13 protein-coding genes, 26 tRNA genes and 1 rRNA gene are annotated in these 19140 nt (G+C 37.6%); 34 read left to right on the top strand and 6 right to left on the bottom strand.

Annotated features, from left to right (window positions below):
- The 30 genes from rrf to EKM66_RS11690 form a co-directional block, all read left to right on the top strand.
- Positions 1 to 77 (top strand): 5S ribosomal RNA (gene rrf, locus EKM66_RS12970); the annotation flags it as partial.
- Between the two features lie 14 nt (positions 78 to 91).
- Positions 92 to 164, top strand: a tRNA-Val gene (locus EKM66_RS11830).
- Positions 165 to 169: 5 nt separating this feature from the next.
- A tRNA-Lys gene (locus EKM66_RS11825) sits at positions 170 to 242 on the top strand.
- A gap of 26 nt (positions 243 to 268) precedes the next feature.
- Positions 269 to 351 (top strand) — tRNA-Leu (locus EKM66_RS11820).
- Between the two features lie 66 nt (positions 352 to 417).
- Positions 418 to 490: transfer RNA gene (locus EKM66_RS11815), tRNA-Thr, on the top strand.
- 5 nt (positions 491 to 495) lie between these two features.
- A tRNA-Gly gene (locus EKM66_RS11810) sits at positions 496 to 567 on the top strand.
- Positions 568 to 581: 14 nt separating this feature from the next.
- Positions 582 to 667, top strand: a tRNA-Leu gene (locus EKM66_RS11805).
- A gap of 13 nt (positions 668 to 680) precedes the next feature.
- Positions 681 to 754, top strand: a tRNA-Arg gene (locus EKM66_RS11800).
- Between the two features lie 11 nt (positions 755 to 765).
- A tRNA-Pro gene (locus EKM66_RS11795) sits at positions 766 to 839 on the top strand.
- 35 nt (positions 840 to 874) lie between these two features.
- A tRNA-Met gene (locus EKM66_RS11790) sits at positions 875 to 948 on the top strand.
- 8 nt (positions 949 to 956) lie between these two features.
- A tRNA-Ile gene (locus tag EKM66_RS11785) sits at positions 957 to 1030 on the top strand.
- 34 nt (positions 1031 to 1064) lie between these two features.
- Positions 1065 to 1138, top strand: a tRNA-Met gene (locus EKM66_RS11780).
- A 15-nt stretch (positions 1139 to 1153) separates the two neighbouring features.
- Positions 1154 to 1227 (top strand) — tRNA-Asp (locus tag EKM66_RS11775).
- Between the two features lie 45 nt (positions 1228 to 1272).
- Positions 1273 to 1343, top strand: a tRNA-Gly gene (locus EKM66_RS11770).
- Between the two features lie 15 nt (positions 1344 to 1358).
- Positions 1359 to 1433 (top strand) — tRNA-Ile (locus EKM66_RS11765).
- Positions 1434 to 1441: 8 nt separating this feature from the next.
- Positions 1442 to 1529 (top strand) — tRNA-Ser (locus EKM66_RS11760).
- Between the two features lie 6 nt (positions 1530 to 1535).
- A tRNA-Glu gene (locus tag EKM66_RS11755) sits at positions 1536 to 1607 on the top strand.
- A gap of 49 nt (positions 1608 to 1656) precedes the next feature.
- Positions 1657 to 1746, top strand: a tRNA-Ser gene (locus EKM66_RS11750).
- 31 nt (positions 1747 to 1777) lie between these two features.
- Positions 1778 to 1851 (top strand) — tRNA-Met (locus tag EKM66_RS11745).
- A gap of 25 nt (positions 1852 to 1876) precedes the next feature.
- Positions 1877 to 1950, top strand: a tRNA-Asp gene (locus EKM66_RS11740).
- Between the two features lie 6 nt (positions 1951 to 1956).
- A tRNA-Phe gene (locus tag EKM66_RS11735) sits at positions 1957 to 2029 on the top strand.
- Positions 2030 to 2033: 4 nt separating this feature from the next.
- Positions 2034 to 2116: transfer RNA gene (locus EKM66_RS11730), tRNA-Tyr, on the top strand.
- A 5-nt stretch (positions 2117 to 2121) separates the two neighbouring features.
- Positions 2122 to 2192 (top strand) — tRNA-Trp (locus EKM66_RS11725).
- A gap of 18 nt (positions 2193 to 2210) precedes the next feature.
- Positions 2211 to 2283: transfer RNA gene (locus EKM66_RS11720), tRNA-His, on the top strand.
- Between the two features lie 6 nt (positions 2284 to 2289).
- A tRNA-Gln gene (locus EKM66_RS11715) sits at positions 2290 to 2361 on the top strand.
- Positions 2362 to 2377: 16 nt separating this feature from the next.
- Positions 2378 to 2448 (top strand) — tRNA-Cys (locus EKM66_RS11710).
- A 25-nt stretch (positions 2449 to 2473) separates the two neighbouring features.
- A tRNA-Leu gene (locus EKM66_RS11705) sits at positions 2474 to 2557 on the top strand.
- Positions 2558 to 2804: 247 nt separating this feature from the next.
- Entirely contained in the window at positions 2805 to 3122 is a 318-nt protein-coding gene (locus tag EKM66_RS11700; protein WP_125764834.1) for a carboxymuconolactone decarboxylase family protein, read from the top strand.
- Positions 3123 to 3230: 108 nt separating this feature from the next.
- The gene (locus EKM66_RS11695) at positions 3231 to 4706 is read left to right on the top strand and encodes a DUF6056 family protein (RefSeq protein WP_125764831.1); all 1476 of its coding nucleotides are present in this window, start codon (positions 3231 to 3233) and stop codon (positions 4704 to 4706) included.
- A gap of 50 nt (positions 4707 to 4756) precedes the next feature.
- Positions 4757 to 6568: a DUF2207 domain-containing protein gene (locus EKM66_RS11690; RefSeq protein WP_125764829.1), complete on the top strand. Its 1812-nt coding sequence runs from the start codon at positions 4757 to 4759 to the stop codon at positions 6566 to 6568.
- On the opposite strand, the gene EKM66_RS11685 is transcribed toward EKM66_RS11690, so the two are convergent.
- Positions 6548 to 7081, bottom strand: coding sequence for a dihydrofolate reductase family protein (locus tag EKM66_RS11685; protein ID WP_125764827.1), 534 nt, complete (start codon positions 7079 to 7081; stop codon positions 6548 to 6550). The two genes, EKM66_RS11690 and EKM66_RS11685, sit on opposite strands and share 21 nt — an antisense overlap.
- Before the next feature lie 148 nt (positions 7082 to 7229).
- Between EKM66_RS11685 and EKM66_RS11680 the strand changes: the two genes are divergently transcribed.
- Positions 7230 to 8078, top strand: a complete 849-nt coding sequence (locus EKM66_RS11680; RefSeq protein WP_125764826.1) for an aldo/keto reductase — start codon at positions 7230 to 7232, stop codon at positions 8076 to 8078.
- Between the two features lie 63 nt (positions 8079 to 8141).
- Here EKM66_RS11680 and EKM66_RS11675 read toward each other — a convergent pair whose 3' ends face one another.
- Positions 8142 to 10505, bottom strand: coding sequence for a SpaA isopeptide-forming pilin-related protein (locus tag EKM66_RS11675; protein ID WP_125764824.1), 2364 nt, complete (start codon positions 10503 to 10505; stop codon positions 8142 to 8144).
- 148 nt (positions 10506 to 10653) lie between these two features.
- Positions 10654 to 10974 carry a DMT family transporter gene (locus EKM66_RS11670; RefSeq protein WP_125764822.1) on the bottom strand — a complete coding sequence of 107 codons (321 nt, stop codon included), beginning with the start codon at positions 10972 to 10974 and terminating at the stop codon, positions 10654 to 10656.
- A 180-nt stretch (positions 10975 to 11154) separates the two neighbouring features.
- Here EKM66_RS11670 and EKM66_RS11665 point away from each other — a divergent pair, with 180 nt between their 5' ends.
- Positions 11155 to 11577, top strand: a complete 423-nt coding sequence (locus tag EKM66_RS11665) for a GNAT family N-acetyltransferase (protein ID WP_125764820.1) — start codon at positions 11155 to 11157, stop codon at positions 11575 to 11577.
- Positions 11578 to 11609: 32 nt separating this feature from the next.
- Here the strand turns inward: EKM66_RS11665 and EKM66_RS11660 are convergent, their stop codons facing one another.
- Positions 11610 to 12794, bottom strand: coding sequence for an MFS transporter (locus EKM66_RS11660; RefSeq protein WP_125764818.1), 1185 nt, complete (start codon positions 12792 to 12794; stop codon positions 11610 to 11612).
- 147 nt (positions 12795 to 12941) lie between these two features.
- Positions 12942 to 14387: an APC family permease gene (locus EKM66_RS11655; RefSeq protein WP_125764816.1), complete on the bottom strand. Its 1446-nt coding sequence runs from the start codon at positions 14385 to 14387 to the stop codon at positions 12942 to 12944.
- 233 nt (positions 14388 to 14620) lie between these two features.
- Here EKM66_RS11655 and EKM66_RS11650 point away from each other — a divergent pair, with 233 nt between their 5' ends.
- The gene (locus tag EKM66_RS11650; RefSeq protein WP_125764814.1) at positions 14621 to 16732 is read left to right on the top strand and encodes a putative ornithine decarboxylase; all 2112 of its coding nucleotides are present in this window, start codon (positions 14621 to 14623) and stop codon (positions 16730 to 16732) included.
- Between the two features lie 12 nt (positions 16733 to 16744).
- On the top strand, positions 16745 to 18010 hold the full coding sequence (locus tag EKM66_RS11645) for a methionine gamma-lyase family protein (protein ID WP_125764836.1): 1266 nt from the start codon (positions 16745 to 16747) through the stop codon (positions 18008 to 18010).
- Between the two features lie 232 nt (positions 18011 to 18242).
- Here the strand turns inward: EKM66_RS11645 and EKM66_RS11640 are convergent, their stop codons facing one another.
- Positions 18243 to 18968 (bottom strand): DUF3862 domain-containing protein, encoded by a 726-nt coding sequence (locus EKM66_RS11640; protein WP_125764812.1) that lies wholly within the window; start codon positions 18966 to 18968, stop codon positions 18243 to 18245.
- Positions 18969 to 19140: the final 172 nt, after the last annotated feature.

The following is a 19140-nucleotide window of genomic DNA, read 5'->3' as shown; positions in this document are numbered from 1 at the left end:
CGAACACAGAAGTTAAGCTTCTTCACGCCGAAAGTAGTTGGTGGGAAACTACCCGCGAGGATAGGTAGCTGCCACGCTGTTCATTTATCATGGAGGATTAGCTCAGCTGGGAGAGCATCTGCCTTACAAGCAGGAGGTCACAGGTTCGATCCCTGTATCCTCCATCCATGAGTCGTTAGCTCAGCTGGTAGAGCATCTGACTTTTAATCAGAGGGTCGACGGTTCGAACCCGTCACGACTCATTTGCAACAAATATACAACACACCATGCGGGTGTGGCGGAATTGGCAGACGCGCTAGATTTAGGTTCTAGTGTCCAATGGACATGAAGGTTCAAGTCCTTTCACCCGTATACCAATATTGTTGTTGCAATATTGAGAGTTTTTTATTAAAATTGAATAAGCATAATTCATTTTATGCCGACTTAGCTCAGTTGGCAGAGCATCTGTCTTGTAAACAGGGGGTCGGAGGTTCGAATCCTCTAGTCGGCATTAATGCGGAAGTAGTTCAGTGGTAGAACATCACCTTGCCATGGTGGGGGTCGCGGGTTCGAATCCCGTCTTCCGCTTTCATTATAGTAACGCCGGGGTGGCGGAACTGGCAGACGCACAGGACTTAAAATCCTGCGGTAAGTGATTACCGTACCGGTTCGATTCCGGTCCTCGGCACTATAATGAATATGCACCCATAGCGCAATTGGATAGAGTGTCTGACTACGAATCAGAAGGTTGTAGGTTCGACTCCTACTGGGTGCATTGCTTCTTTTCGGGAAGTGGCTCAGCTTGGTAGAGCACCTGGTTTGGGACCAGGGGGTCGCAGGTTCGAATCCTGTCTTCCCGATAGTGATCATTTGATCACATATGTTTTTGTTTTTTGGCGGTGTAGCTCAGCTGGCTAGAGCGTCCGGTTCATACCCGGGAGGTCGGGGGTTCGATCCCCTTCGCCGCTATTTATTCCGGACCTTTAGCTCAGTTGGTTAGAGCAGGCGGCTCATAACCGCTCGGTCGTAGGTTCGAGTCCTACAGGGTCCATCGCATGGAATAAAGCCTAAATTCATATTGTTATCGCGGGATGGAGCAGTCTGGTAGCTCGTCGGGCTCATAACCCGAAGGTCGTAGGTTCAAATCCTGCTCCCGCAATTGAATTATTTAATTGGTTCCTTGGTCTAGTTGGTTAGGACGCCTGCCTGTCACGCAGGAGATCGCGGGTTCGATTCCCGCAGGGACCGTTAGTGTGATGTAGTCAATCATGCTAATAGTATAGAGGCTTTAATGCGGGTGTAGTTTAGTGGTAAAACCACAGCCTTCCAAGCTGTTGTCGCGAGTTCGATTCTCGTCACCCGCTTTTGCCGCTTGTTATGGGCCTATAGCTCAGCTGGTTTAGAGCGCACGCCTGATAAGCGTGAGGTCGATGGTTCAAGTCCATTTAGGCCCACTATGTCTGGAGAAGTACTCAAGTGGCTGAAGAGGCGCCCCTGCTAAGGGTGTAGGTCGTTTACGCGGCGCGAGGGTTCAAATCCCTCCTTCTCCGTTTCATGACCCGTTGGTCAAGTGGTTAAGACACCGCCCTTTCACGGCGGTAACATGGGTTCAAATCCCGTACGGGTCATTGGTGCTTATGCATCGATACAGATTTATAGTTTTAAATATTAAGCAATGGAGGATTACCCAAGTCCGGCTTAAGGGAACGGTCTTGAAAACCGTCAGGTCGTGAAAACGGCGCGTGGGTTCGAATCCCACATCCTCCTTATTGATTATTACAGTTTCAATTTTTATTATCGCGGGATGGAGCAGTCTGGTAGCTCGTCGGGCTCATAACCCGAAGGTCGTAGGTTCAAACCCTACTCCCGCAATTAGCTTCAAAAATAATTAATTCTTGGTTCCTTGGTCTAGTTGGTTAGGACGCCTGCCTGTCACGCAGGAGATCGCGGGTTCGATTCCCGCAGGGACCGTTAAATGGCTCGGTAGCTCAGTTGGTAGAGCAATGGATTGAAGCTCCATGTGTCGGCGGTTCGATTCCGTCCCGCGCCATTTTGGAGGGGTAGCGAAGTCTGGCTAAACGCGGCGGACTGTAAATCCGCTCCTTCGGGTTCGGTGGTTCGAATCCACTCCCCTCCATAGTTAGGGATATAGTTTAAAGGTAGAACTACGGTCTCCAAAACCGTCAGTGTGGGTTCAATTCCTACTATCCCTGTTTCTACCTTTTATCATGGCGGTATTGGTGAAGTGGTTAACACATCGGTTTGTGGTACCGACACACGTGGGTTCGATTCCCACATACCGCCCTTTAATGGGTTATAGCCAAGCGGTAAGGCAATGGACTTTGACTCCATCATGCGCTGGTTCGAATCCAGCTAACCCAATTTTTGTCATTGATATGGCGGTATAGCCAAGTGGTAAGGCAGAGGTCTGCAAAACCTTCATCACCGGTTCAAATCCGGTTACCGCCTTTGGGCTATGCCTAAGTATTGAAATGCCGGTGTGGCGGAATTGGCAGACGCGCAGGATTCAAAATCCTGTTCCCACTAGGGAGTATCGGTTCGACCCCGATCACCGGTATAATGAGTGATTTCAACTCTTTACTAAGTCGAATATATAAGCTTTGAATGTTGTTAAATCAATGTTCAGAGTTTTTTTTATTTGTAAAAATATTATTAAATTGACACTCTTAGATTACTATTTTGATATTTTGGGCACCTTTTGGGCACCTTTTATATTTTTTTTCATATTCTTTATTGACTTAAAGTTAACTTCAAGTGCTTTAATATTATTCGTAAAGTTAAACGGAATATTGGAGGAAATACACATGGTCAAACAAACAGCCGGACAAGAACAACTTGGTGAATTTGCACCACAATTTGCAAAACTAAATGATGATGTACTTTTTGGAGAAGTATGGAGTAAGGAAAAAGAATTATCTGCACATGATAGATCAATGATTACCATTGCAAGCATTATTTCTGCTGGTAATTTGGAACAATTAAATGCTCATCTTAAAATTGGTAAGAAGAATGGTATTACTAAAGAGGAGATTATTGCTGAAATAACTCATCTTTCATTCTATGCCGGATGGCCAAAGGCATGGTCAGCATTTAATCGTGCTAAAGAAATTTGGACAGATTAATTAGCATTAAGGCAGTTCACTATTGTGAGCTGCTTTTTTATTTTGTTATAAAAATACGGTGGCAATATAGGTTATACTTAAGAAGTATTTTGATTTTGGAGGAACTTTATGCAAAGTAAAACTCACAGTAATTGGGAGGAACTATTTTTCCCACTCGTATTCCTGTATTTTTTTGTTTTTAGATTTCTAGTTATACCGTCTGGAGATGATTATTTCTGGGGTGGTGAACAAGGTAGATATTTGATGAATCATGGTTTTTATGGGCCACAAAAAATATATGGCGGTAGTAGCAATGGTCGATGGATTGGTAATTTATCTGAAATATTTACTGTGCATCATTTAATATTTGCTATGCTTGCTTATGCTATATTTTGGACATTACTTCTTTGGTGTATTTGGAAACTTACTGGTAAATCTAAGTTATCGATGATCTTGAGCGGTCTGTTCGTATTTACATTCCAAGATGGTTATGTGAGTACAGTTTTGTCATGGAATGCTGGTTTTATCAATTACATTCCACCTTTGGCATTGACGCTGTTATTTTTAACTTTTGTAAAGGAATTATTTGATGGAAACAAGATTTATAATCCAATCATTTTGGCAATTTGTACATTTGTAGTGAGTTTGATTGGTGGATTATTCGTGGAGCATCTGACGCTTTATCAAATATTCATTGGTATTGTTGCGATTTTGGCTGGCAAATTTATTTATCATAGAAATTATGAATGGTTTGAAGGAAGCTATTTGATGGGAGCAATAATTTCTGCAATAATCATGTTTAGTCATCCTGCGTACCATGAGAAATCTACTTATCGTGATACTAACTTTGATTTACACGGAATTATAAATAACTATTTTTATATTACACATTACTGGTTTAATACTTTGAACCTAATAGTGAATGTTGTTCTTTGTATAGCTATTATTATTATTGCCACTAATAAACTACGCAATGGGAAATTAAAGTGGATTATTAATATTCTATCTAGTTTCTTTATTGTTTATTATATTGCTATTAATGTGTGGCTTGGTCGTCACAATTATGATCAGTTCTTTATGTATCGTGGTTTAAGTACTCGCATCACGCAAATTGATGGTGTAATGACCATAGTTTTCTGGCTATTTTTAATAGGATCTACGATTTGCTTATTTAATGCTAAGAAAAATTATATTTTGTATTTTAGTATGTTTACGTATTTTGCTTTGATATCACCATTTATTATTATTATTTCGCCGATAAATTCGCGTGAATTTTTCACTTCGTATGTATTCTTGTATATCGCTGCTGTTTTGTATGTTATCGAAGCGGCATCTTATTATGCTAATCAGGTAATCAAAAACTTTAGAATTCTGGCCACTGTTATTCTGTTGTTATGTTCAATTAATGTTGGTTACAAGATGGCCGCAAATTACCATGCAAATTTGATTCGTGTTCAAGATGAACGTTTTCTTTCTGGTCAGGCTTCATTGCCTAATCATGTTCCTTATCGTAAATATGTTTTGTCTAATGATGCACTATTGCAACAATCTTCCACTTATTGGAAAGAATTTTTAAATAAATCTTGGCTTGAAAGATTATACTAAAATTAAAAATCCACTACGTTTTGTAGTGGATTTTTTACAAGGGGATAGTTATGAAAAAGATTGTGCTTGTTTTTTGGATGACTATTATTGCTATATTCATGACCTTACAATTTCCATCTAATATTCATGCGGCTAGTAGTGATGGTAGTTATGGTATTACCAAATATACCGTTAATGTGGATATTGATAAAAAAGGTGACGCTGAAATGACTCAGTACGTCACTTATGATTTTGTTGGGGATTTTCATGGTGTCTACTATAATCAGGCTACTAATGGTATTAAGGGTGTGGGGGATCCAGAGGTGATGGTAAAGGATGGTGGGAATACTGTCCCCATTAGTAAATCATCTACTGGAGAAAATAATACATTTAGTGTTAATAATACTAGTGATTATATGAAACTTAAGGTATATCATGCTGTGTCTGATAAGACGGTCACGTTTATTTACAAGTATAAACTGTATGGAGTAATAACTAATTATAAGGATACTGCTGAATTAAATTGGAAAATAATTGGTGGTGGCTGGGATCATGATCTTAATATTGTTAAGATTACTATCAATTTACCTGCAAAAGATATTAAGGGGTTGAAGGCTTGGGCACATGGTAGGTTAGATGGTTATAACGATGTCGATAAAAAGGCGGGTAAAGTCGTGCTTACTGCCGATCAGGTTCCTTCAGAAGGAAATGTTGAAAGTCATATTATCTTTCCAACTAGTGTTACGCCTTTGAATTCTAATACAGTTAATAAGAATGCAAAAAACAAAATTTTGGCGCAAGAAAAACAGTTAGCGAAACAAGCTAATGCTGCTCGCGAGCGTCCTAAGAAAATCGGTAAAATTGCAATTGTCGTATTAATATTTATTGTTATTTTAATCTATCTAATTAACTATTTGATATTGAAAAAGGGTCCTGCTAATAAGCATCCAATGCCTACACCTTTGTTTCATTGGTTTGATTCGCCCACAATATTACCTAGTATGGCCAATGTTGTTCTTAATAAGGCAAATGAGGGCGACAGTAAAGGATTTATGGGCGACCTGATGATTCAGGTCAACGAGCATAATGTTGAGCTTAAAAAGGAGGAGAAGACCTTCAGAATTATTGCTTTGAAGGAACCTGAGGATGATTTACTCAAGTTCATGGTCAATACTATCGGTGATGGAACCAGTGTTACTCTTAAGGATATTGATAAGTACGCTAAAAAAGATAAGAAGGGTAAGCTTAATGACCAATATGTAAGCTGGAAAAAGAGAGTAGCTTCTGGGAGCAATAAATACTTGGATATACATAATAAAAATATTATCAATCGATTTATTGCTGCCGCGATTATCAGTACGGTACTACTAGTTATTTCAATTGGTATATCTGCACTATTAGTAAATGCTATATTGCTTCCATTGTCGATATTTGCCATTCTGACCATTATATTCTGTTGGTCAGTGTCATTGATCATAAAACACAAAGTAAGCTCTTACACAGAAGAAGGGGAGCAATTGGCTAACGAATTAAGAGCATTTAAGCGAATGTTTGAGGATGTTGACGACTTGAATTTGGCTGAAGTCGGTGATTTGATTCTTTGGGAACAAATCTTGCCTTATGCGGTTGCGTTTGGTATTTCTCCTAAGGTAATTAAAGCTCTTAAAACAAACTTTGGATCAGAGGTCATCGAATCAAATCCTGCATTTATATATTACTGGTACGGATATGGATATGGTAATCAGTTCAATATTGAAAAATCGTTATCTAGTTCATTTTCTACTAGTAATACTGCCAGCTCTAGTATATCCGGTAGTTCCGGCGGATTCTCTGGTGGGAGTTCAGGTGGTTTTGGAGGAGGCTCAGGCGGTGGCGCCTTTTAGCTGATATTTGATATCGACTAAATCTCCATATTGTTTTGTGAAGATTGTTTTGAACTGATGTGCTTCGTTCATATGCTCAAATAATTTAACTCCCGATCCTAAGATGTCGGGAGTTATTTGTATCTGTAGGGTATCTATGAGATTCAGGTCAAGTAGGGATGAAACTAATTTTCCACCACCAATGATCCAAATATCTTTGCCATTTTGTTTTTTCAGATGTTGTACGAGTTCTTCTACTGGTTCGTTAGTTTGTTTAATATACCTAGAATTTATTTCTCGGTGAGATAAAACAAAATTATTTGTATCTGGATATGGGAATTCAGTGGACATTGACATTAAATCATCGTAAGTCCGTCTTCCCATGATGGTGGTATCGACTTGTTCAAAAAAAGGTTCGTAACTTTCCTTCATAATTTTTTCGTCGTTGTACTTAAATAACCAATCAAGTGAATAATTTTTATCAGCAAGGTATCCATCTAAACTAATAGCTCCGTAAAAAACTACTTTTCTCATAATTTGTATCCTCTCCAAATTTGTTAATTAAGCTTAGCTATTATTGATGTTTAATGCAAATGATATGTGGAGTTGTATTGTTTTACCTTTGCAAATTTAAAATGTAATATTAAATTGTTGATAAAAAATATAAAGGGAGAGTGTATTCATGAGTGCATTAACTGATACATTTACGTTGAGTAATGGCGTAGGTATTCCAAAAGTAGGATTTGGTACATGGCAAATTCCTAATGGTCAAACTACATATAATGCTGTTACTAACGCATTGAATGAGGGATATCGTCATATTGATACTGCATTGGCCTATGGTAATGAGGAGAGTGTCGGTAAGGCAATTAGAGATTCGAAAGTTGACCGCAAGGATATATTTGTTACATCTAAGTTGCCTGCACACACTAAGACTTATGAGGGCGCATTGAAGGATTTTCAAACTACGATGGATAATTTGAATATTGATTATCTTGACTTGTATATCATTCACGCTCCATGGCCATGGAATCAAATTGGTAAAAATTGTGATGAGGGGAATCAGGATGTATGGCGTGCAATGGAAGAGATTTATGCTTCCAAAAAGGTACGCGCTATAGGTGTTTCTAATTTTGCTGTTCATGACCTTGAGAACATTCAAAAGATTGCTAAAGTTCAACCAATGGTCGATCAAATTCAATATTATCTTGGTTTTACAGAGCCAAAGATTACTGAATTCACTCAAAAGAATAATATCTTGGTTGAGGCATATTCACCACTTGCTACTGGTGGTTTGATTCATAATGAGCAAATTAATCAGATTGCTGAAAAGTATAATGTTAGTGTTCCACAATTGGCTTTGCGTTTTGTAATTCAAAACGGGGTACTTCCATTGCCTAAGGCAATTCATGTTGCTCATATTAAGGATAATGCTCAACTTGATTTTGAAATCAGTGCTGAGGACATGGTTGCATTGAATAAGTTCCCAGATACTTCTGCAGCTGAGCATCACAATCCTACACAAGGTTAATAGATTTGTAGACAAAAAAGATGAGTTGAAATTTGATTTCAACTCATCTTTTTTAATATCATATTAAGCTTTACGACGTCTGAAGTACAAGATGCCTGTTAATGCTAATAATCCGATAACACTAGCTAAGATTCCATTGGCTGTACTTGTTTGTGGCAAGTAAGTTTGTGATGAATCTGTGCTGCCTTCATATGGAGGCTTTGGACTTGTTGGGTCTGTTGTGTTTACGTCGGTGTTTCCACCGTTATTATTATTGTTGTTTCCATCAGGATCGATAGGGTTTGTAATTAAACCTTCTTCACCATCTTCGCCATCTTTTTCATCAGGGTCTACACCAGGCTTTTCAGTATCTGGTTTTTCGGTGTCTGGGTTCTCAGTACCAGGTTTTTCAGTGTCTGGATTCTCAGTACCAGGTTTCTCGGTATCAGGATTCTCAGTGCCGGGTTTCTCAGTATCGGGACCCTCAGTACCAGGTTCCTCAACGTCAGGATTGTCAATATCTGGCGTTTCTGGTTCAGTAATTCTAGGATCTGAAGTCTTCAAATCTCCGGCAGTTATGTCTTTGTCCACAATTGTAAATGGAACTTTATTTTCATTAATTTCGTAATCATGTGGAGCCTTTGATTCTAGAAAGTAATAATTTCCTGGTAGTAATCCTTCAATTCGGATTTCACCATTTTCATCAGTAACTGCTTCGTCCATTTTATTACCAAATTGGTCATACAACTCATATGTTGCTCCAGGAACAAGAACGGCAGCATTATTTGTATCATGCTTTATTAAGGTGACTGAGTAAGTGGGAAGCTCTTCAATCAAATCATTTTCCATGATAATAATACCAGTAGCTAAACCATTTTCGGTAATATCGAATTCGATATCGTTACCTATAACATGGTCATCAGGAGCCTTTGTTTCATGCAAAATATAATGTCCAACAGGTAAGTTGTCATAAGTTGCTACACCATATTCATCAGATGTGATATGTGCAACCGGAGTCGGGTCAATGGTGCCGTCCTCATTTACATGAAGAATGTCATACTCTGCACCGGCAAGTTTATGCCCACTTTCTTTATCAACCTTTTGAATAATGACTGATCCTTCCTCAGGACCCTTTGCTTCCTCAGGTTCATCTTTAGTGGTTAGGTAAACAGTGGTGTTCTCTTCTTTACCTGTGATTGTGAACGGAATCTCATTATTGCTTAGTTCGTAACCATCTGGAGCTTTTGTCTCTTTGAAGTAGTAATCTCCAGGAGCTAATCCTGAAACATTAATCAAACCGTTTTCATCGGTTATTAGATCTGATTTGATGAGTTGATCATCACCTGCAGCAACTTTATACAATGAATATGTTGCACCAGGTAATAACTTGTCATCATTTGCGTCTTTTTTAACTAATTGAGCTGAGCCGGTATAATTACCACCACCAGAACCTGAGTTTCCTCCGTCTGGTGTAGAAGTAACACTTCCACTGGCTGATTCCCTTGGCGTTTCACCATCGACTCCCGGTTTACCCCAGGTCATTTCAGCTTTATTCTTGAATACTGTTTCACCATCACTTGCTAAAGCAGGATCGTTAATTTTAGTTTGGAAGGTGATTGCATACATTTGTTTATTAGAATTTGGAATATGCAAATCAAAACCGTTACCAGTTTCGTTTAATGTGTATTTATCTTCTGTTAAAACGTTGCCTTTTTTATATGTTTGTTTTGCATTGTTTGTCCAAGTTGCTTCATAAACAGTAAGAGATCCAGCCATGTAAGTTAGATTCTTATCAGTAATCGTATCGTAGACGTTTAGATTAGCAAGGTCTAATTCGTTACGGTTAGCTAAAATTGTCCAAGTTACAATGGCATCTCCGTTTGCGTCTGTTCCGATGACACCTTTTTTGGTAATATTTTTATCAACCGGAACAATATTTAGATTGCTGTCTTGCGTGTTACCGTCCTTGATTGGAAAAGTAACGGTGTTCTCACCAGGGGTGGCATTTGCATTAACACCAATGCCACTATTGATCACGATACTACCAGTAGTTTCGTTGAAGTTTTCGACGTTTTCATTAAATGTAATAGTTACAGTATTGTCTTTATTCACAACAGCTGAACCAATAACGTTACCATCTTTATCTTTAACATCGAATGGTACTCCAGCTTTAGTATTTGATCTCAATTGTTCAGGCAATTCCATAGTTAATGTATCGTCTTTTTGCAATTTGATATCAGTACCAGTAGTATCCCATTGGTATTCAACACCAACGGAACTGCTGTAATTATAGGTCTTGTCTTGATCAATAATCTTAGCGCTAGAAATCAAATCACTGCTTGTATAAGCAGCAGCGGAAACTTCTGTAGAATTAAAGCATAATGCTGCTACGAAGATTCCCATTGCTGCGAATACAACAGCAAAAATATTGCGTAACTTTTTCCCCATATTTTTTCCCCTCTCATAAAATTGTACATTTCAATTATAAAATCATCTGATTAGTAAACACAAGGATATCTAAGATATAAATTAAAAAAATTATATAAAATATAGAGTAAAAAATTAGTTGATTTATTATTAATATTTTTGAGTTTATTTAATGGCTTGTAGTCATTTTTATTCCAATAATACTGATCAGTAGCAATACTATGAATATCCACGTTAAAGGGGATATTTTGTCTCCGAATATGAAGAAGCCAACTAAAATCGAGCCAAGTGCTCCGATTCCGGTCCAAATAGGGTAGGCAATACTTAATGGTAATGTTTTGGTAGCTTTTGCGAGTAAAACAAAACTGAGTATCATTCCTATAATCGTCAAGATAGTAAAGCTAAGCTTTGTAAATCCATGACTAAGTTTCATCGTTGATGCCCAGACGACTTCGAAAAGTCCTGCGATAGTTAAGTAGATCCAATTCATGTTAATTCCTCTAATTATTTCTTTGTGAATTTGCACAAAAAAATAAAGTATCCCTTACAATCCCTTCTTTGGCCTAATGGAATTGTAAAGAATACTTTTTTTAGTGACACCCGGCGGTGTATTGATTTATTATAGAATAATAGCACATCAAATTTTTTATGGCTAGGGGATATATTTAAAATGATTGAAAGAATGACACCCAATGAAATTGATGCCGTTGCCGATATTTGGCTTGAAGGTAATTTGGATGCACATAACTTTATTAATGCAAAATATTGGAAGAGAAGTTTTCCGGTAGTAAAAAAACAATTGGCTAATTCAGAAATTTATGTTTATAAGGATAATAGTGAAATTGCTGGCTTCGTTGGTTTAAATGGTAATTATATAGAAGGAGTTTTTGTTAAAAAAGAATTCCGCAGTAAAGGAATCGGTAAGGAGCTATTCGATTATATTAAACAAGCACATGATGACTTGATCATTAGTTGTTATGTGAAGAATTTCAAGGCAATTAATTTTTACCGTGTCAATGGTTTTTCCATTAAGGCGGAGGGGATTGATAAAGATACTGGTGAGTCTGAGATTACAATGATTTGGCGTAAATAAAAAGGCTGAGAAAAAATTCTCAACCTTTTTTGTTACTCTTCTGCAGCAACTAATGGGAAACGTTTGACGATAAAAGTTAATAAATATGAGAATGTCAAAATTATTGCGACAACGATATATGGATAATGTGTATTCCAATCCATTAATGCACCTGACATCAATGGTCCGATAACGTTACCAATACTTGTTAATGACATGTTCATTCCGTTGATCAATCCTTGATTGGCTTTACTTGATTTGGTCAGCAATGTTGTAATGGCTGGTCTCAACAGGTCAAATGATGAGAAGATGACCAAAGTTGCAACAATTACTTCGATCGTGGTATGTGCTCGAGTAATCCAAAATACGCAAGCAGCGCTAAGTAGGAAACACCAACTGATCAATCCCATTTCACCAATTTTGTTTATCAACCAATTGAACGCAGCAACTTGTAAAATCAATGAAATGATACCATTCAGTGTCAAAACTAATGCAATCGTTCCCAATCCAAAGTTAAAAACTTGGTTTACATAGATACTATAAATACTTTCAAATCCTTGTAATCCAAAGGATGAAACAAGGATCATTCCAAATAATACAACCATTGGTACAGTCAAAATTGACATGATAGAAGATTTATTCTTGTTAACTTTTGCCTCTTCTTCACGCTCGAATTCAATGGTATCTTTACTTTCCTTAAGAAAGATTTGTGTGAAAACACAACTAGTAATAGCTAAAACACCGGCTACCCAAAACGGCGTCTTGTAACTTATTCCAGCTAGGATTCCCCCTAGACCTGGTCCCAATATTAATCCACCACTGAATGCGGCAGATAACCAGCCGATTACCTTGGCACGGTCTTTTAGTGAAGTGAGGTCTGATCCTAGTGCCATTGAAGTAGGGATTACCATGGCTGCAGAAAGTCCACCGATAACTCTAGATAGGTTAAACATTGGTAAGGTTGTTGCAACAGCAAAGATGAATTCAGAGATCATATATGTAAATAGTCCGAAAACAATTACTGGTTTACGTCCGACTTTATCGGACATTCTGCCCACGATAGGTGAGGCAATGAATTGTGCAAATGCAAATAGTGAAGTCATGACCCCCATTTGTGATGTTGTGTAATGAAATTCATTCTTGATAAATGGTGTAACCGGAATTACTAATCCAATTCCCAAACAAATCAAAAAGTTACTGAATATTAAAATATAAATGGATTTTTTGTGCTTTTCCATGTAATCCCCCTCTCAAAAGTAAAATTTGCGCTTAAAAAAACTACCGCCTAAATCGGCGATAGTTATTATTTAATCTTACTTATGTTAGATGATTATATCTGAAAAAGCAACTAATTAGATATTTTAGAATTATTAAAATTATATTACTTAATCAAGTTCTTTGTTCATTTCATGTTTACGTAGAAGTGGCATAACAAATCCCATACCGAATAATACGATAACTGTAATGAAGTTCAATAGTAGTTGGTGATCGAATAGTTTAGTACCAAATGCTGCTTCTTGAGGGATGAAACCCAGAGTGGCACAGACGAAGGTAAATGCTAGACACCAGCCACCGACTAACAAAGCACCGGTTCTGTTTTTAATAAAAGTATACTCAGAATGGAATTTCTTATCTTGCCAACGAACGGCGACGAAGGCGAAGAATACCCAGCAAGTCTTATATGGTGAGATGATACCGTTGATGTTTAATAACCAATTATAAATTGTATTAATATTTGGCAATGTACCTGTTAATAATAATAAGAACAAACTTAATCCAGTAGTCATTGTGTAACTGTGGATTGGTCGACCGTTCTTGTTAGTTTTTGTGAGCCATTTTGGCATGAATTTGTCAGCAACATCACCTGCAAAAACACGACTTGAAGCATCAAGTAAGACAGCTAGCTGTGCCATCATGAAAATTGCTTGAACAACGGCGAAGATGTACATCAATAGTTTACCAACACCCAAGTTTTGACCTAGAAGATGGAAGGCATAGTAAGGACCATTCATCTTGAAATCATGAGGAATGTGGTTGGCATTGAAGAATACTGCTAATGACAATGTACCGAAGATTGTTAAAAAGGCTGTCATAAGTGCTAGTAGCCACATTGCTTTGGGAAATTCATGCTTTGGATCACGCATTTGAACAATATATGGTGCGGCAAGTTCAGCACCTGACATGGCGAATATCAATAATCCGGTTGTTGAGAAGTATTTCAAGCTAAATGTCGGCTTGAAGGCTGCCCAGTTCATTGGTTGAGTAGCGATATGTGCACCGTGCGTTACTGCATATCCAGCCAATAATACGAAAAGTACTGACATAACAAACATTGCTCCACCACCGATAAGTGACAGAATTTCAAGTGAGTTCTTGAAGACATTTTCAAAAATAATGAATACTAAGATGATTACGAAAGTTAATAGTCCGAATGAGAAGGTGGACATTCTCTTGTCTAGACTGTTATTTCCAAAGATAATCCAACTAAATGAGACAATAACAGAGTTTGAAACATCGACGATGTATGGAACACTTTGGATCCAGTACATCCATGAAGTCCAGTAACCCAGGGTGTCGTTACTACTACGACGAACCCAAGATGCCAAACCACCGCTTTGATTATCAAAAGTTAGACTCATTTGACTAACAATCAATTCGTAAGGAATAACGTATGCGAAAAGCAAGAAGATCCATGAGACAACAACTGATAACCCTTGGTTTTGGAAAGGATAGAAGATGTTCTCAAAACTAATAATGGTAACAAAGTCTAATAGGGCAATTACTTGCCATTTCATGTAATGCGGTTTTGGTTCTATATCTAAATCATTCATGTGAAGCTCCCCTTATATTTTTTAATATTTATAGAAGAGCGAATCCTTTGGCGGCTTATGACAAAGCCATAAAGTATGATATTCCACTTGTGTATTGTCCCAACATATATAATAATCAATAACTGAAAGGAATTATTTTTGATAATTAAAATAATTTCCAACAATTCATTGTATGAAAGTTTTGGACTTTTGCATAGTCTTTTCTGAAAATAAATGAAGAATAGAGTGAAAATATGGATTATTTAAAAATTGCTGCAACCAATGGTGCAAGCAAGTATTTGCCTGAGGGATGGGAGGTAACTACCATTTCTAACAAAACCAAAGCGTCAGAATTAGCCGCAATAGTTTTGAAAAGTGGTGAAAATACTACTGGCGCTGAGAAAATCGTGAATGAATCTGGACTCGATATTCCGATAATTCTTGTTGATGCTGATGATACTATTTCGGATACTCAAGATAGAATTAAAAGTGGAATTAAAAAGTATGAACAAGAAAATATTCCGCCATTTTTGACTGATTTAATAAAATTTGCAAATGATAGACCTGTAAGTTTTACAACACCTGGTCATCATAACGGACAATTTTACGAGCAACATCCGGCTGGGGTAGTTTTCAATCGTTTCTTCGGTAAAAATATGCTCTATGCTGATACTAGTGATACAGTCGAAGAACTAGGCGACACTATGACGCATGAGGGGACACCACTATTAGCCGAACAGAAAGCAGCGGAGGCATACAACGCTGACAAGGTATACTTCTGTACTAATGGAACAACTAGTTCAAATACAATTTGTGCTAGTGCTGTTTTGACCCCTGGAGACTTGGTTTTGTTTGACCGCAATAATCACAAGTCGCTGTACAATAGTGCACTGGTCATGAATGGGGCTAAACCTGTATATATACCTACAGATCGTAATCCGCTGGGCTTGATTGGTCCGATGGATCCAGACTTCTTAAATGAAGACAAGATTCGTGCAGAAATTGCCAAAGTTGATCCGGCTAAGGCTAAAGAAAAACGCCCGTTCAGATTGGCGGTCTTACAACTCGAAACTTATGATGGGGTATTTTATAATTCTAAGTGGATTCTAGATAAAATTGGCAAACTTTGTGATTACATCTTGTTTGATTGCGCTTGGGGCGGATTTGAACAGTTTGTACCTTTGCTAAAGGACTTATCACCACTTTCATACAATTACGGCCCAGATGATCCTGGAATATTAGTTACACAATCAATTCATAAACAACAGGCAGGGATGGGACAAACTTCTCAGATTCTTAAGAAGGATAGTCACATCAAAGGGCAAAAACGTTATGTAGATCACAAGCATTTTAATAATGCTTATCTAAAATACGTTACTTCTAGTTATTCATATCCTGTATATGCATCATTAACTGTAAATGCATATATGGCTGCCAGTCCTGCAAATAAAAAATTATGGAATCATACGTTGATCAATGGTATTGAGTGGCGAAAAGAACTTCTTAAAAAGTCCAAGTTATTTAGACCGTTAGTTCCAGAAAAAGTTGATGGAAAATTGTGGCAAGATGTCGATACTGATGATTTAGCAACTGATAAACGATATTGGAAACTTGATCCTGAAGATAATTGGCATGGATTCAAAAAAGTTACAGATAATGAAGTTATGATTGATCCATTGAAAATCACCATCGTTACACCTGGAGTGAATGTTAGAACGGGTATCTATGATGAAACTGGTATTCCTGGACAAGTAGTCGCTGCATTCTTGACTGAAAAAAGGATTATTAGAGCCAAGGATGATCTGAATTCTTTGTTATTCTTGTTAACTCCTGGAGATACAAAAGAAGATCTAGATGAATTGATGAATGCACTTCTTGAATTTGAGGATCTGTACTTTAAAGATGCACCGTTAAAAGAGGTACTTCCCAAGCTATATTCACAATATTCAGATAGATATGAAAATTATTCTATTAAACAATTGTGTGATGAAATACAAAAATACTATCGTGATAATAAAACGTATAAATTACAACAAGCTTTGTTTGCAAAAACAAATATGCAAGATTACGAGATGACGCCACATGAAGCTGATCTGGCATTCATGAGAAATGAAAGTGAACTATCAGAACTCGACGACATTGTTGGTCGAGTTGCATTGGAAGGTGCGCTACCATATCCACCAGGAGTGTTCATTGTGGCACCGGGTGAACGTTGGCAAGATATTGACCGTGACTACTTCAATGTTCTAATTGGAGCTATGAATAGATTCCCAGGATTTGTACCTGAAATCCAAGGTGTATATTTGAGCAAGAACGAAAAGGGACTGTATCACGCTCAAGGTGAGGTTTTACCAGAAAATAACTAAAGGGGAATAATGATGAATTTTTCATGGAAAAAAGATTTACCAGAGGAATTACAAAATAAGATTACTAAAGTCGAAAAGATGATCGCACCTCGATTGGAAGAGATTGATGAACAGGTTTTGTACAATCAACAACGTGTTTTGAATTTATTTAGAGAAAACCGTGTTGGTGAAGAGGATCTGATGGGATCAACTGGTTATGGGTATGATGACCCAGGCCGTGACAAAATTGAAAAGATTTACGCTGGCTATTTTAAGGCAGACGATGCATTAGTTCGTTCACAATTGGCTTCAGGAACACACGCCATTACGACTTCATTGTTCAGTATCTTACGTCCTAACGATACTTTGTACTATATGACAGGTATGCCATACGATACTATTCAAGAAGTTATTGGTATTGCTGGTGATAATCCTGGGACTATGAAGGAATATGGTATTAACTTCAAGTACACACCATTACTAGATAACGGTGATGTGGATTTTGATGCTGCTGCTAAGACATTGCAAGAGGATAAATCAATCAAGGTTGTAGCGTTGCAACGCTCACGTGGTTACGCTGTTCGTGATAGTTTTACGGTTATTAAGATTGCTGAGATGATTAAGGTTATTAAGAAGTACGCACCAAATGCGGTAATCTTCGTTGATAATTGTTATGGTGAGTTCTCAGAAATGGAAGAACCAACATTCTACGGTGCTGATCTAATGGCAGGGTCTCTATATAAGAATGCTGGTGCCGGTATTGTTAAGAGCGGGGCCTATATTGTTGGTCGTCAAGACTTGGTTGAAGGTGCAGGTGCAAGATTGACTGTTCCGGGTGCCGGTAAGGGTGAAGGTGCTACATATGCATATCTTCGTGATTTCTATCAAGGATTCTTTATGGCAGCACACACAACTGGTGAAGCACTGAAGGGTACTGTATTTACGGCCGCCTTGTTGGAAGAAATGGGAATGTCTGTTTCTCCAAAATGGGATGCACCTAGAACTGATATCGTTCAAACTGTTTCATTTGGTGAAGCTGATCCGATGGTTAAGTTCTGTGCAGCTATTCAACATTATTCTCCAATGAATTCATTTGTTGACCCAATTCCTAGTCATCAAGATGGTTATGAAGACGATGTCGTTATGGCATCTGGTAGTTTTACTGAAGGTTCAACTATTGAATTATCATCTGATGGTCCACTCCGTCCACCATATTCATTGTACATTCAGGGTGGATTGTCATTCGCACATGTTAAGATTGCTATAGCACAGGCTGTTAATGAAACATTTTATCAGTAGATAAATTAAGAGCGTGGCAAAACGTGCTCAGTTTTCAAGCATTAAATCAAACAGAGGCTGTAATCCAATTTCGGATTACAGCCTCTGTTTGGTTTGAGACAAAATTGTGTTTTGATAAAAAAAGCCATCTCCATTCGTAGTGCTCGGAGACGGCTATATACTGATTCCACCAAATGCATTGTAACATTACATGTATGGATGAAATTAATTATTAAGAAAACTTAAAAAATGCTTATTTAACGCCATTTTGAACTTGCTTGCTTACTTTGCTATTGGTTAATGTGATCACGATTTTTGCATCAGGGTCACCTTTAATTCCACTGCTGTAAGTTAGCTCTGTCAATGATGTACCGGCAATAGTAGAGGCATCATATCCGTTTGGTTGACCAAGAATCTTAATGACGTCATCTTCAGATTGATTACTTTCAATCTGTGCAAACTTTTGAATATCTATTTCACTGCTACGATCGACTTTGAGATTAGTAATTTTCTTGCTGACAGCGTGGTTAGCAGTAAAACCGACTGACACCATAGCACCAGTAGTAGAATTAGCAATATTATCCCAGTTTTGAACATCGACATCTGTTCCTTGAACATTTGCAGTCGTGTGTGAAACAGGAGAACCGAAGTTTTGTTTGATAGTGTTCCAATCTGTTCCGTTATTCTCATCTAAGGCAATGTCGTTAAACTGTTCCAGAGTGATTTTTTTTGAACTGGAATTAGATGGCTTCTTTTTAGATGATTTCTTGTTACTTGAAGATTTAGACTTTTCAATCTTTTTAGATGTCGTTGTTGAACTGGATTTGTTTGTATTGTCCTTACTATAATAGCCGAAAAGTCCGTATCCAACACCAGCTGCAATTACTATGACGACAATTAGCCAGAACCACCATTTTTTGAAGAATGGTTTCCTTCTATTCTTGCGCAGCTGCATTCTGGTCATTTGTTCATTATCCATTTCTACACCCCGAGTCCCTTAAATAATAATGATGTTAATACCATGCTTATATAATAACAATTTTTTAGTAAAAATATCGATTTTTGAAATTAATTGAGAGATTGCAAGTTTAATCCGAACACTTTGTTAAATATCCACGAAATGAATCAATGGCAGTATTCCAGCCTAAAAC

The organism is Companilactobacillus hulinensis, assembly GCF_003946555.1.
GTDB classification, from domain to species: domain Bacteria; phylum Bacillota; class Bacilli; order Lactobacillales; family Lactobacillaceae; genus Companilactobacillus; species Companilactobacillus hulinensis.
Note: the sequence above shows the minus strand (reverse complement) of the source record. Positions and strands in the feature narration are given on the sequence as shown.